Source organism: Bacillus cereus group sp. MYBK5-2 (assembly GCF_051915685.1).
Taxonomy (GTDB): Bacteria; Bacillota; Bacilli; order Bacillales; family Bacillaceae_G; genus Bacillus_A; species Bacillus_A cereus.
The window spans coordinates 483,217-497,483 of record NZ_JBQAFE010000002.1 but is presented as its reverse complement, the minus strand read 5'-3'; the positions used below and the strand labels follow the sequence as shown (position 1 = coordinate 497,483).

Below are 14,267 nucleotides of genomic sequence, written 5' to 3'. Positions count from 1 at the left end.
ATACTTTCTAACTCAGGACTTTTCACGTTGGTTAAAAGTCCTGAATCCGGTTATATCATTAGAAAAAAGACACAGAGATTCCTCTCCATGCCTGTTAATTTCCTACCTCTTCACCGCATGCACATAATGTACCGTCTCGAAAGCTTTCAAATAATCATTTCTTCCGGCAAAATATAATGTATTTATATCCTCTGGTGATAAGTGCTCATAAATGAGTAAACCTGAATTCTCTAACAATACTTCCATTTCGCGATAAGAATAACATGACTTCATCGGTTCTCCGCCTACCACTGCCATTTTTACCATATTTTCAACTCGGTTAGACAACCCTTTTTTCGTAAATAAGTTTTCATCGGGATAATCGAAAACGATAGAACTCCCTACTGGAACTATCTTAAACAAGCACTCTATTAAACTAGCAAGTTCCTCTTTCGTTAAATAGTACGTAACACCTAAAAGGCTAAAGAAAGTCTTTTTATGTTCAAATCCTTCATTGCGTAACTGTTCATAGGAAAATCCTTTCGTAAAATCCATTGAAACAAAATGAAGGTTTTTTGGAACTTCAAGTTCTGTTTCTTTTATTCTTTCCTTCTTAAACGCCTGCGTAGAAGGATGATCCACTTCAAATATTTCTATTTTATTTTCTAATTCTCGGTGTCTAAAACTGAACGTATCTAAGCCTGCACCGAGTATGACGTATTGTTTCGCTCCTAATGTAATTTCATGTAGTAATACTCTTTCACAATATGCGGCACGTGCTAAAGGTGTTGGCGATAACTGAACTTGCGTAATCCATTTTAATATTTCTTTTGGATTGTCTTGAAACTGCTGTGCAATGTCTGTATTGAAAAAATGTATTCCTTGAACCATATTCGTTTCAATATTAATTCGTTCTTTTGGCGAAATGAACTCTTTAGCTACATAATCATCAAAGATTTTCGGATTATCAAATTCACTATGATATGCCCTGCTGAAAGCTGATACTAACGACGTTACACTTGCTTCACCTTGTTTCACGCACATACACTCTCCTTCATTTTCACAACAAAAATAGGGTTCCCCTGGCCAGGAGAACCCTATTATACACCTTATTTTTATATTGGTAAATTATAGCATAAATAAGTTTTTTTGTCAAGCTCCCAGCCTACTAACGCTCCAATAATTTGTGTAATCTCTAGCAGGAAGATTTCGATCTACACCGAATATTCCAGTTCATAACAATACAAATGGAGGGCGTCATGAAAAGATTAGTTATCATTACAGTTGGAAAAACTACATTTGCTAAAGAGTACTCCCCTACCCCAAATAAGAGATTATAAAAATTACATAATCATAGATTATTATGCAAATCCTTCCTCTAAGCGCCTAACATAGTATATAATAATAAGATAATCTACTTCTATATGCTCAATTTTACACAAAACAGCTCATGCATATGAAAGAAAAGAGGTACAAAAATATGAAAACAAAACAAACAATCGCTGCGTCTACACTAGCTTTAGCAATGATTGCTGGCGCGAACCCTGCTCATGCGGAAGTAAATGATGCTACTCCTCAGCAAAGTACGGGAGATCGATTAGCTGAAATTAAGCAACATAAACAAGAGTTAGATGCGAAATTGCAGCAACACAAAGAAAACGTGGATCAAACATTGAATGAACTTAACAAGGTTAAGGAAAATGTTGATACGAAGGTGAATGAACTACATGAACGTAAACAAGTTGCTGATGAAAAAATTAACGAGATTAAACAACATAAACAAGAGTTAGATGCAAAACTTCAGCAAGACAAACAAATCGCCGAAGATAAAATCGCTGAAATTAAAGAGCATAAAAAACAAGTAGAAGATAAAGTTGCTGAAGTAAAAGAGCATAAGCAAAATATCGATAACAAAGTGAATGAGATTAAAGAACATAAACAAACTGTCAATGAAAAAGTGAATGAAATGAAGCAACATAAAGAGAACATTGATCAAAAGGTTAATGAACTTAAGGAAGTTAAAAAACAAGTAGATGAAAAATTAGCTGAGTTAAAAAAAGCGAAACAAACTGCTGAGGACAAACTCGCTGAACTAAAAGAAAACAAGCCGAATACTGGTAATACGTTAGAGGAACTTAAGAAAATTAAAGGCAATTTAGACAGTCTTTCCGCTAACTTAGAACTAGCTAAACAAGATGTAAAAAACAAACTAGCTGAATTACAAAAGGCTAGAGAAGATTTACTAAATAAAATTAACGAAATTAAACAATCGAAACAAACTGTTTCAGACGATTTAACAAAGAAAAAACAAGACTTAGATATTAAAATCAACGACTTTAAGCATACTGAGAAAAAAATTGACGACAAATTAGCTGAGTTACATACAACGAAGCAAAATGTTGATAACAAGATTAATGAAGTGTCACAGTCTAAACAAACGCAAGCAGATAATAGTACTAAAAACAATAACGCTAAAGAACTTCCTAACGCTGGTAGCGAGCAATCAAACAATATGGCTCTAGGAATGCTATCTGTATTAGGCGGGATTTTATTAATAACACGCAATAAAATTAAAACGTTATTCTCAAAATAAAGCCATTATACTTATTAAAAACAATGATACAAAGGCCAACCGCATATACGGTTGGCCTTTTTCTTTATATTAACTGTCCATCTCGAAGCGTCAATATACGATCACATACATCAAGCATTCTTTCATCATGTGTAATCATAATTGCTGCTTTTTGGCTCTCTTTCACTTCACGTTTCATCATTTCAACAACTTCACGTGCGCGTTTTGAGTCTAAGCTTGCCGTTGGCTCATCCGCTAATATTAAATCTGGGTTGTTCATGAACGCACGAGCAATTGCTACCCTTTGTTTTTCCCCACCAGATAGTTGATTTGGATAATGATTTTTTCTTTCTCCTAATCCAAATGCCGCTAATAAATGATCCGCACGCTTTTCTGATTCTTGTTTACTTTCTTTTTTTAACTTAGCAATGTAAAGTAATTGTTCTTTCACATTTAAATATGGAACAAGATTTGCGAACTGGAAAATGAAGCCGATTTTTTTCAAACGAATGTCTGTCATTTCCTTTTCTGATAGCTTCGTAATATTTTGCTCACGAATGTAAATATCCCCTTTTGACGGTGATAATAGTGCACCCGCGATTGATAATAATGTACTTTTCCCTGATCCAGAAGGACCGACGATTCCGATAAACTCTCCAGCTTTCACATCAAGCGACATCGGATGAAGGGCTGTTACTTCCGTATTCCCTTCTCCGTACACTTTACTTACTTTGTCTAATTTCAATAATGAAGTCATTACATCCCGCCTCCAATTGCTTCTAATGCATCAACTTTTAATACTTGGTATAACGAAATAAGTGTTCCTAAAATACTAATTACGATAAAGATTGCTGCGTATTGTGCAATCATCGGTGTTGTTAATAAGAACGGCATACCCGCTGGTAAAATTTGTTCTAACCCTTGTACAAGAACGATACTAATTACCATCGCAACGACTGATAAGAATAACGCCTGTACGACTAAGCTATTTGCTAAATATGAGTTCTTTGTACCAATTGCTTTTAATACACCTAATTGCTGTGTTTTTTGTAGTGTAATAACATAGAAGAATACACCAATTAATAACGCAGCGATCACAAGTAAGAACGCAATGATCATCGTTAATGTTCCTTGCTCTTCTTTAAATCCTGGAATACTTTGCAGTACTTCTTTTTTATCAATAACGTGAGCATTTTTAATTTCTTTATCTGTGTTAAGTGCAATTGCACTATAATCTTTTTGGTTTGGTTGTGAAATAGATCCCCATACGTCTTCATTTACATAAACGACTGGTGTATGGCTAAACATTTGATCTTTCGTAAATCCGACGATTGTAAATTCTTTCTTTGAAACAGGATCGATAATTGTATCTCCAATATCGATTCCCTTCTCTTTAATCGATTCATCAGCAACCATCTCGTTGTTTGCTGTACCTAATTTCTCCCCTTTTACAATGTTCGGTTCTAAAAATGAATCTCGTTCGCTTGAGAAAATAGCGATATCAACCTTTTTCGAACTATCTTTCTTTTCATATGTTGAAACTTTCACACGAAACGGAACTGCCTCTTTCTCGCCTACTTGACTTACTACGTTATCTACATCGTCTTTCTTAATTTGTGAACGAAGTAATTTATTTTCCGCATCATCTGCTAAAACGAACTTATTTGCCTCCATATTTTGAATCGATGAAGCATTATCATATGATAATCCATTTGCTAATCCTGAAATAACAAGGACTAAAAATGATAATAACACCATAATCAATCCGATTAATCCGTATCTTAATTTTGATTGTTTTAATTCACGCAGAGCTAAAAACATTTCGCTCGCTCCTTCCTCTTTCTTTCTATGCACTTATCATAAAAAAGAAATATGAACGGAATATGAACAGAAGATTACAGAGATTAAGATTTAATTTTCAGAAAGTATTGAAAACATTCGAAATCCTTGATACAATTCAGTCAAATAATCTTGACCGAGTAATTTCATTTAAGGAGTTGATCATTTTGAAGCCCGTATTAACACTAACTACTTATAGCCAACTAAAAGCATTAAGCGATCCACTACGTGCCGAAATGATGATACGTCTATGCGAACGTCCTTATACTGGACAATTACTATCTGAGAAATTCGGCATTTCAAGGGCGAAAATTCATTATCATTTAAAAGAATTAGAAAAGAATGGTCTTATAGAGATCGTTTATACAGAAGAAAAGAATGGGATTATTCAAAAGTTTTATCAATCTGTCGCGAAAGGCTTCACCCCTGCTACAGATCTATTACCTCATTTAGAAATATTAAGTAAATCAGGTCGCCAAATCTTTTTACAAATGATAGAAAGAACGAAAAGCCAAATTCTCGCTGCACCAGAAGAAGCTTTTACATTACGAAAAGAAAGCGAAGATCCTGCTGATTGGAATTACGTTTCATCTTGCTGGGAGTTTGATGCTACGCCAGAACAATTTCAAGTGTGGGTGAAAAAGTTTCATCAATTGATGGCTGAATTAAACGAAATTACAAAAGGTGCAGATAAAGATCCGAATAGTAAACCTTATTATATTTCTACTACTGCACTTCAAATCGCTGAGAGAACAATGCAGCAATTTATTAAAGAAGAAGAAAAATCGTAATACGATTTTTTTTACTGAGACGGTCAAATTTATTTTACCGAATAAATTTATTATAAAGGAGTAGATAAAGTGGACATATTAAAAAACCGGAATTTCCTCTTATTATTTTTAGGGAGAATTTTTACAAACATAGGAGATAGTTTGTATTATGTAGCCGCGATGTGGCTCGTATATAAGCTAAGTGGTAATCCTTTTTATTCTGGATTAGCTGGTTTTCTTACATTATTACCTTCTGCACTTCAATTTCTTACTGGTCCATTCGTTGATAGATGGTCCATTAAACACACCCTCGTCATTACACAAGTTCTGCAATGCATTCTTATTTTAATCATTCCTATTACACACTACTTCGATCTATTAACAGTCCAACTACTACTCATCATTATGCCTATCGTAGCCTTTATCGAACAATTCGCCTATCCCGCACAATCGAAAGCTTTACCACTTCTACTGCATAAAACACAATTATTAAAAGGAAACTCTCTCTTCTCATTTGCGTATCAAGGCATTGATTTAATTTGTACGACGCTTTCTGGAATATTAGTAGCACTATTTGGCGCGATCACTTTATATGTAATTGACTCTTTCACATTCGCGATTACTGCCCTTTTGTTCTTTTCATTGAAAATACCAAAGCAAACCGAAACGGGCACATCACTTTCAACTAAACAATATTTCTCTGATTTAAAAGAAGGTTTTTCAATTGTCTTCCGTTCCTTAATGGGCGTATTCTTAATCGGTTCCGTTGTCGCTAATTTTTCAATTGGTATGACGATGGCCATACTCCCTTCTTTCGCTGATTCTTTAGGGGGCGTGAAATCATATGGCTTCTTCTTAGCTGCTATATCAGCAGGTAGTCTCATCGGTGCATTATTCAGTTCATGGGTTGGTAAACGTAATGTTGGCCGTGTCTCTATTATTGGCTTTGCGACTGGCGCTACCTTTTGGTTTCTCTCTACAATCGTACCGTTTCAATGGCTATCTATTCTCTTATTCGGCCTAGCTTGGATTCCAATTGGTGCAACCAACATATTATTTGCGACAATTAGCCAAATTGTAATTCCAAATCAATATATTGGCCGCATCAATTCAGTCATGCGAAGTATGAGCACAATTGCTATGCCGATCGGTTCTTTAATTGGCGGATACACTGCAAATGTATTTAGTAGCCAACTCATTTTCGCGCTCGCTAGCATCGGGATTTTATTTATTTCTCTCGTATGGCTACTTCATCCGAATTTACGAGCATTGCCGAAAGCTGATGAGATTACAGCGGATACTTTTGGGGTGCAGTTTAAGGAGGAGCGCGGGAAAGGTGCTGCTTTATAGCCAGCAAACATAACCCCGTTCTAAATTTGGGACGGGGTTAAAAATATAATAATAAAGTCGTTTGAATATCTAAATTTTATTCAACAAAAGCACCAACCTAAAACGGCAGTTAACGCTTTGATGGCCATGCCCCCTGCATTTTCCTTAATTGAATAATTTGGCCTGTATGATAAGCATCATGAAGCATGATGTCCAGTAATTTACCTTCAAGTGAATTTTGTTCAAGCTCTCTTTCAGAAATTGCACTTAATACCTGTCTTAAATTACGCTGAGCATTTTCAGAGCGTTCAACGACTTCCTTCCATTCCGTATCATTATTAGATTGCTTAGTAAGATAAAAGGTGTCATTACCGTCAAGATTATGTGTCCATTCACGTCCTTCCAAGTTTGCAGCAAGTCTTTCTTTGTAATAAGTGAGATGATTAACATTCTCCCAAATGGTATTCGTTGTCTCTCCAGCTGGTTTCCACATAGCCTGTTCAGCTGTAAGTCCTTCTATAGCATGTTTAAACGGTGCATACCAACTCTCTTTGTCGAATGTTGAATCTAGTACGTTTAATAACAAGTCAATTCGTTTCAAAGTAATTTCCTCCCTACACAGTTCAAGTTTTAATACACTTCCTCTAACTCTGTAGAGATTCTACATTTTTAAATAAACTTCCTCCTAATCCCACTCCATAAACTCATCCGATTATGCAATTAAAATGACTCATATTTTTTCATTTTACACGTATACTAGCGACAAAAAAAGAAGAGGCTGTTCCCAAACAGCCTCTTTCATCTATTTAGGAAGTTCAACCCGAACAGTCGTCCCTTCCCCTTTCGTGCTATATACCGAAACGGTCCCTTTATGCAGTTCAACAATCTTCTGCACGATTGATAACCCTAAACCGCTACCTTCTACGTTTCTTGCTCTCGCTGTATCCACCTTATAAAAACGATCAAAAATACGATCCATTTCTTCTTTTTCCATACCGATTCCGTTGTCTGATATAGAAATTATAACGCTAGACTCTAACTCTTCCACGAAAAACTCAATCGTTCCACCATCGTTTGAAAACTTAATGCTATTCGTGAAAATGTTACTCCATACTTGATGAAGTAAGTTTTCATCACCTTGAATTGTAATGTCCGGCACATCAAATTCAACGGCGATATCTTTTTCCCGCCATTTCCATTCAAGCATAAAAATGACGTCTTTTATTTGTTTTTGTAAGGAAAAGTCTTTTATTTGTAAAACCTTTTCCTCCTTATCTAATGAAGCGAGCGTAAGCAACTGTTTACATAAACTAGACATTCGCTTACTTTCACCTTCAATAATTTGTAAGTAATGATTTCTTTCTTCCTCACTCATCTTTTCTGTTTGCAACGTTTTTGAAAAACCTTGTATGGAAGAAAGTGGTGATTGAAATTCATGTGAAACGTTCGAAACGAATTCTTGTCTCATTTCATCTAGTTCTTTAATACTTTTCGTCATCTTTTGGAAGCTTGTAGATAACGTTCCTATTTCATCTTTTCGTTTTACGTCTAATTCAATTTTATATTCCCCACTCGCAATTTTTTGCGTAGCCTTCGTAAATTTACGGATTGGGCGAACGATATAACCTGCTGCAATCGCTATAAAGATAATGCTTAATAGTACGATAAACCCAAGTAATACCGCTAAGAAAATTCGCATTTCGCCAAATTGGTTCTGAATGTCGGGGCGAATAAATAACGCGTACTGTTTATCACCGTGCTTTACCGGTACACCAACACTATTTATTAATTCATTATCGAAAAATCCTGTAATAAAAAGACGCGTTGGATACGTAGAAACACCATTAAACGTTTCTCCTTGCAATACTTTATGAACAGTAGCATCGCTAATAGACGTCTTACGAAACGCATTACCGATACGCTTTCCATTCTTTTGATCATCGACAATATAAATTTCATACCCTAACTTTGCAATAGAATGCAAATACGTCTCTTGATTTTCTTCACTTTGCTTTTCATATAACGATTTAACTTCTTCCGCATACTTTAAAATCTTTTCACTATTATACGGTTTTAACTTCACTTGATAATATACGTTCGTTAATAAAAAGCCGATAATACTACTAAGTAGCATAATGCCGACCGTCATAAATACAAATCTAGAATATAGTGATTTCATCTTATTTCAACTCCAACTTATACCCGAGGCCGCGCACCGTTGTAATTTGAAAATCATCCGTTCGTTTTGAGAAACGATCTCGGAGCCTTTTCACATGAACATCAACTGTTCGTTCATCTCCTTCAAAATCCATTCCCCATACTAATTCAATTAATTCTTCTCTTGAAAATGTTCTCCCAGGATAACTAGCTAGTTGTGATAATAATTCAAATTCCTTTAAAGGAAGTAAAATCGTCTGGCCGTTACACTTTACTTCAACACCTTTACGATCAATTGTCGTTCCATGGAGTGTAATTATGTCAGCGCTCAGCATTTGATAACGGCGTAATAAAGCTTTCATACGGAAAATCACTTCAGCTGGTTCAAATGGTTTTACGATATAATCATCTGTACCAGAAATGAATCCTTTTTCTTTATCCACTAACTGGTCTTTCGCAGTTAATAAAATAACAGGAATATCATGATACTTCCGAATTTCTTCACATAACGTATAACCATCAACAAAAGGCATCATAATGTCTACAATCGCAAGATGAATATTTTCCTTCTCTAATACGTCTTGCGCTACCTTTCCATCTTCCGCCTCAAAAACTTTAAACCCCTCTTTTTGTAAATGATAATGCAATAACTCTCTTATATGTTTATCGTCATCAGCTAATAAAATATGTATCATCTTCATTAAACCCTCTCTCGTTCATCCTTCTACATCACTACATTAAGAAACAATTGGATTTTTTGCAAGAAAAAGAAAAAGAATCTATTTTGAAAAAAGATTATTCAAAATAGATTCTCACGTTTTAGTATTAAGATTATTTTAATCAAAAACAATTTTTAAGCCTTCGAAATATCAACGAATCCTTCTCCGAATACGTCACGAACATCGTGTATAGCGATGAACGCAGCGGGATCCGTAGTTTGAACAATCCGCTTTAGCTTCACTACTTCTTGCTTATTAATAACAACATAAAGAATGTCCTTCGGAGTTTTCGTGTAATAGCCATGCCCTGAATATACAGTAACCCCTCTGCCCATTAAAGTAGTCACCTTCCCGGCAATTTCATCTGGTTTATCAGAAATAATTGTAATGGCCTTTTTCGGATTTAAACCTTCAATTACAAATTCCATTACTTTCGTTCCTACATATAACATAATAATTGTCAGCATCAGTTTTTCTGCACCAATGATGAAATAAGATGAAAACGCAACGATTAAATCGAAGAACAGTAGACCATAGCTAATACTCCAGCCTAAGTATTTATGTGTCATCCTCGCTAAAATCGTAGTACCTGCAGTTGTTCCACCAACGCGAATGATAAGACCAATACCACACCCGATAAATATTCCACCGAAAATGGCATTTACGAGCATTTCATCAGAAGCAATCGTCCAGCCTTCTGTTAAATGAAGAAATAGCGAGTTAGTGACTACAGCGATAATCGTATAAATCGTTGTAATCTTATTTAAAAATTTATAACCGACTATTAACAAAATCGCATTTAAAATTAAGTTAACTAAACCTGGTGACCACTCAAATAAATAGTACGTAATAATCGTGATACCTGTTACCCCGCCCTCACCAAACTCGTTCGGAATAACAAATAAATTGACACCTAACGCAAAAAGAAATGCACCGATAATAATAAAAATAATGTCTGTCGTTCTTTTTTTCATACAGTACCTCACTTCTTATGTAAATATTTATTCTGCCATAAACTCTCACTATTATATCGTGGAATATTCAAATCGAACAGTGGTTTGTTTTTATTTTAATATAAGATAAAAAATCAACATTATTTATTATGTACTGCAAATAAAGTTTTGATTTCACCCGTAATTTACTCTTAAAAAGAAATGCTGAACATTGACTTGCACAAATTTCAAATAAAAAAGTACCCATCTAATTGTCATACACAATGATAATTAGATGGGTACTGCATGATACATTTAGTTTTTACATGTATTGTTTGGAGAAAATTGCAAATAACGATTTATACTCGCCTTATTAAGACCAAATCCATACATCATCATTATTTTCAACGTTCGTCTTTGCTTCATGAACTTTTTCAATATGGTCAACTGTGTTCCAGTTAATAGAACTTCCGCCCCACCCTACATACTTCATATCAATTCTCACTTTCTCACCCACATTAAATACTTGTCCCTTTGTTAAGAAAACATCAATAATATCTTTCTTCCCATTTAACGATGGATACTCAACTACAACATATTTAGTAGCACTGTCTCCCTCATCTTCCATCGTTCCTACTTTTGATACTTCTCCAATTACATAATTAGGTGAGCCATCTTCTTTCATGTGCATACCTAACTTGTTTGTTGTATTTTCAACTGCAGTTGCAACCATATATTCTGTAAAATTACGCATCATAGATCCAGTAGCTTTTACTTCATCTCCTACTTTCACGTTTGAAAGTGAATCAATATACACACTAACAGGTTCCTCATATTGCTTAGATTTTACAACAATCACACCGTTATCTACTTCTACTACTCGTCCTTCTAACGTCGAGAAATTCGATTCAATAGAAGCTGCACTCGCTTTTGTTAGTTCTAATCCTGGTACATTTGTTCCTGATAATGCTGCGATCCCTAAAGCACCTGCTAAAATTATTTTTTTCATACCCATATGTAACATCTCCATTCATGATGATTTTATTTTTTTGATTGGTATCGACCAACCTGTAATCATTATAGTTACAGGTTATAAAAATAACAACCGTTTTCCTCATGCAATGATGCATACTGTGATTTTCAAATATAAATTTTAGCAAAAAATATTTGTAGATTATTCCTATATTCAGCACTAATACTAAATTCTCAAATTACAGCAGGTGAACTTATTGAAGGCGGAGAAACTAATGTCATGTACAATGTTCATCAACTCTACGGTTTGTATAGCCGTAGTTCATTACATTATGTAGGAGCGGGATTCATATGTTAATAAAGCCAAAGAGATTACAGCCAGGAGATATCGTAGCGACAGTAAGTCCTTCGTGGGGAGGAGCAGGTGATGCTGAAATAAGATGGCGATATGAGCAAGGAGTAAAAAGATTAGAAGAAGTTTTTAGTCTTACGGTTATCCCAATGCCAAATAGCTTAAAAGGTAGCGAATACCTTTATAACAATCCAGAGGCTCGTGCGGAAGATATAATGACAGCATTTAAAGATACACGCGTGAAAGCAATTATCGCGAATATTGGCGGTGAAGATAGCATCCGGTTACTTCCCTATATAGATTTTAATGTGATACGCGAAAACCCGAAAATTTTTATGGGGTACTCTGACGTTACTATTACACATTTATTTTGTCATAAAGCAGGGCTTTCCTCTTTATACGGTCCAGCAATTCTGACCGATTTTGCCGAAAATGTAGAAATGGATCCATACACAATTGAAATGGTAAATCGTACCCTCTTTTCAAATGAAACGATTGGCGAGATTCAACCAGCTCATGAATGGACAAGTGAGCATTTAGAATGGATTGAAATAAATAAGGATACAAGACGTACGATGCAGCAAAACAATGGATATGAGGTACTTCAAGGCTCTACCACTGTACATGGGCGCTTAATTGGTGGTTGTATTGAAGTATTGGAATTTGCAAAAGGAACGGAACTTTGGCCTGAGAAAAAACATTGGGAGAATAGTATTCTCTTCTTTGAAACTTCTGAAGATCATCCAGAACCAAGTTATATAAAATATTGGTTACGAAATTATGCAGCACAAGGTATTCTGCAAAAAGCAAAAGGAATCATTTTTGGTAAACCGAAAGATGAACAATACTATGAAGAATATAAACAGGAAATATTGCAGGTTATGAAGGAACATAACTTAGAAGATTTGCCGATTCTTTATAATTTAAATTTTGGCCATACTGAACCGAAGTTTATTTTACCTTACGGTGCAATGGCAGAAATTGATTGTGAGAATGGATCTTTCTCTATTTTGGAGAGTGGTGTGGAATAAAGGAAAACTTTAAATAAGTTTAGCCATAAGTTTTATAATTTTTTTTCATTTTAGGGTGTATTTTATTTTGATGAGCTTGATAGCAATATGACAGGACTCAAATAAATAAAAACACTCCTATGAGATATGACAGTGAATTGGTACTTTTTAAATGATATGGAGATTACTTATCTAATGATAAAGGGGGATTTACGTGTATGGAAGTAACATTTACAGTAAGTAAATGGGATGAAAAACCAATTGATGATACTAGAAAAGATTTTCCTATTAATATTGCTCATGTCGAATATGATATTGATGGGGAATTAAAAGGAAAGGCTTTTGTTGAATACTTATTATATTATTTAGACTCAAATATAAATGATGGTCACTTGGCTACGGCTAAAATTTCTGGATTTTTACACTTTGAAGGGATTTATAAGGGGCAACAAGGGACATTTACAGCTATAGAGCAAGGAATATTTGATAAAGGAAATTTAGATTCCCCAGGAACAATTATTAAAGCTACCGGTAACTTAGAAAACCTGAGAGGATCCTATAATTATCAGTTTACAGGTCAAACTAGTAAACTGATTTTAGAGTTTGAATTTTAGTAAAATATCCTATAATTTAGTGGAAAGGACATTTCTTGTAATACTAGGAATGTCCTTTTTGTTGACGAGCTTATTCAACTATTTTCTAATAGTTAAGAAAAGAACAGAGTATACGTTATGGAGGGAATTGAAACGCTAAGCCTGGGAGGCATCGGGGGCCCACTTATTCATTACTTTTCCTACCAATCAAAGAATAATGCCTGAAAAGCTCCCCTGCATTACTTCTTTTCCAAGTTGATTCATACATATAAACATCGTAATTATCTTTGGACGTTTTTTCATCAGGTTCTAATTGTTCAATGCTTACGTCACAACGAATGGTTACTATTAATTGGTGACTTTCTATTAAATGAAAATCGCCTCTTATAGAGCGCAGTTTTACTTATGTTCATTCTTATGCAAATTCTGAAGCATATTCTTCGTATGTCTTTAATGTATTAAGCAATCGAGCTGATTCAATCATGATTTCGTTCGATGAATCAGTTACACAAATGACAATAAATCGATTATCATCTCTATCTCTAAACAACCCTTCTGATTCAAGTTCCATTAACACATTTAACGTTTCTTTCAACAGTGTATGTACTCGTATGTTAAAGTCATCTTCGACGATATTATGATATTTCTTAATAATTTTGTTCACTTCATCAAACATTCCAAAATCGTTCCATTCGCTCCACTCAACAGCTCCGTATCTATAATAATTGTATAAAGGGTCCGATTTATTAACTTTGATTAGTCTTTCTTTATTTGCCACTGGTCCAATGCTATTGACACAATCGTCTGTTAATATGGAGTACCCGTATATTGTGTCAACACCGCATCTTGTTAAAAGTTCGTTATAATGACAACGAATTGCATTTTTCAATTCAACATAAAAACTTTTTTGCAGCTGCATTTTCATCGTATTTCCTCCATTTTTTTTGTAGCGACCTGTTGTTACATATTTCAATCTTAACATTAAAATCAACATTAAACGTTTACTGAGCCAAAATAAGAAAAACCGAAACTAAAAATCATTT

General features: G+C 34.7%; 14 protein-coding genes. 5 read left to right on the top strand and 9 right to left on the bottom strand.

The genetic code is table 11. The features are described 5' to 3' along the window. Window positions 1-102 precede the first annotated feature (102 nt). On the bottom strand, window positions 103-1,023 hold the full coding sequence (locus ACTFP3_RS10860; RefSeq protein WP_098214489.1) for a class I SAM-dependent methyltransferase: 921 nt from the start codon (window positions 1,021-1,023) through the stop codon (window positions 103-105). 436 nt (window positions 1,024-1,459) lie between these two features. On the opposite strand from ACTFP3_RS10860, the gene ACTFP3_RS10855 reads away from it, so the two are divergent. Continuing rightward, a complete protein-coding gene (locus tag ACTFP3_RS10855; RefSeq protein WP_440010401.1) occupies window positions 1,460-2,572 on the top strand; it encodes an LPXTG cell wall anchor domain-containing protein in 1,113 nt (370 codons plus the stop codon). A gap of 64 nt (window positions 2,573-2,636) precedes the next feature. Here the strand turns inward: ACTFP3_RS10855 and ACTFP3_RS10850 are convergent, their stop codons facing one another. Both ACTFP3_RS10850 and ACTFP3_RS10845 read right to left on the bottom strand, forming a co-directional pair. Then, window positions 2,637-3,308 carry an ABC transporter ATP-binding protein gene (locus tag ACTFP3_RS10850; protein WP_000202606.1) on the bottom strand — a complete coding sequence of 224 codons (672 nt, stop codon included), beginning with the start codon at window positions 3,306-3,308 and terminating at the stop codon, window positions 2,637-2,639. Further along, a complete protein-coding gene (locus tag ACTFP3_RS10845; RefSeq protein WP_000477773.1) occupies window positions 3,308-4,372 on the bottom strand; it encodes an ABC transporter permease in 1,065 nt (354 codons plus the stop codon). Before ACTFP3_RS10845 ends, ACTFP3_RS10850 begins: the two co-directional genes overlap by 1 nt. Before the next feature lie 185 nt (window positions 4,373-4,557). On the opposite strand from ACTFP3_RS10845, the gene ACTFP3_RS10840 reads away from it, so the two are divergent. Both ACTFP3_RS10840 and ACTFP3_RS10835 read left to right on the top strand, forming a co-directional pair. After that, window positions 4,558-5,181 (top strand): ArsR/SmtB family transcription factor, encoded by a 624-nt coding sequence (locus ACTFP3_RS10840; RefSeq protein ID WP_000805788.1) that lies wholly within the window; start codon window positions 4,558-4,560, stop codon window positions 5,179-5,181. 69 nt (window positions 5,182-5,250) lie between these two features. Beyond that, window positions 5,251-6,510, top strand: a complete 1,260-nt coding sequence (locus ACTFP3_RS10835; RefSeq protein ID WP_440010398.1) for an MFS transporter — start codon at window positions 5,251-5,253, stop codon at window positions 6,508-6,510. Window positions 6,511-6,619: 109 nt separating this feature from the next. On the opposite strand, the gene ACTFP3_RS10830 is transcribed toward ACTFP3_RS10835, so the two are convergent. The 5 genes from ACTFP3_RS10830 to ACTFP3_RS10810 all read right to left on the bottom strand — a co-directional run bounded on the left by ACTFP3_RS10830 (window position 6,620) and on the right by ACTFP3_RS10810 (window position 11,312). Continuing rightward, a complete protein-coding gene (locus ACTFP3_RS10830) occupies window positions 6,620-7,090 on the bottom strand; it encodes a DinB family protein (RefSeq protein WP_000821001.1) in 471 nt (156 codons plus the stop codon). Between the two features lie 201 nt (window positions 7,091-7,291). After that, window positions 7,292-8,668 (bottom strand): sensor histidine kinase, encoded by a 1,377-nt coding sequence (locus tag ACTFP3_RS10825; protein WP_000839519.1) that lies wholly within the window; start codon window positions 8,666-8,668, stop codon window positions 7,292-7,294. A gap of 1 nt (window position 8,669) precedes the next feature. Then, on the bottom strand, window positions 8,670-9,347 hold the full coding sequence (locus ACTFP3_RS10820; protein WP_000781961.1) for a response regulator transcription factor: 678 nt from the start codon (window positions 9,345-9,347) through the stop codon (window positions 8,670-8,672). A 152-nt stretch (window positions 9,348-9,499) separates the two neighbouring features. Next, entirely contained in the window at window positions 9,500-10,339 is an 840-nt protein-coding gene (locus tag ACTFP3_RS10815) for a YitT family protein (protein WP_000747496.1), read from the bottom strand. Window positions 10,340-10,670: 331 nt separating this feature from the next. Continuing rightward, the gene (locus ACTFP3_RS10810; protein WP_149149792.1) at window positions 10,671-11,312 is read right to left on the bottom strand and encodes a hypothetical protein; all 642 of its coding nucleotides are present in this window, start codon (window positions 11,310-11,312) and stop codon (window positions 10,671-10,673) included. Between the two features lie 308 nt (window positions 11,313-11,620). On the opposite strand from ACTFP3_RS10810, the gene ACTFP3_RS10805 reads away from it, so the two are divergent. Next, window positions 11,621-12,652, top strand: a complete 1,032-nt coding sequence (locus ACTFP3_RS10805; protein ID WP_440010394.1) for a S66 family peptidase — start codon at window positions 11,621-11,623, stop codon at window positions 12,650-12,652. Window positions 12,653-12,849: 197 nt separating this feature from the next. After that, entirely contained in the window at window positions 12,850-13,245 is a 396-nt protein-coding gene (locus tag ACTFP3_RS10800; protein ID WP_213744398.1) for a DUF3224 domain-containing protein, read from the top strand. Window positions 13,246-13,639: 394 nt separating this feature from the next. On the opposite strand, the gene ACTFP3_RS10795 is transcribed toward ACTFP3_RS10800, so the two are convergent. Beyond that, entirely contained in the window at window positions 13,640-14,149 is a 510-nt protein-coding gene (locus tag ACTFP3_RS10795) for a DUF4303 domain-containing protein (protein ID WP_440010391.1), read from the bottom strand. Window positions 14,150-14,267 lie beyond the last annotated feature (118 nt).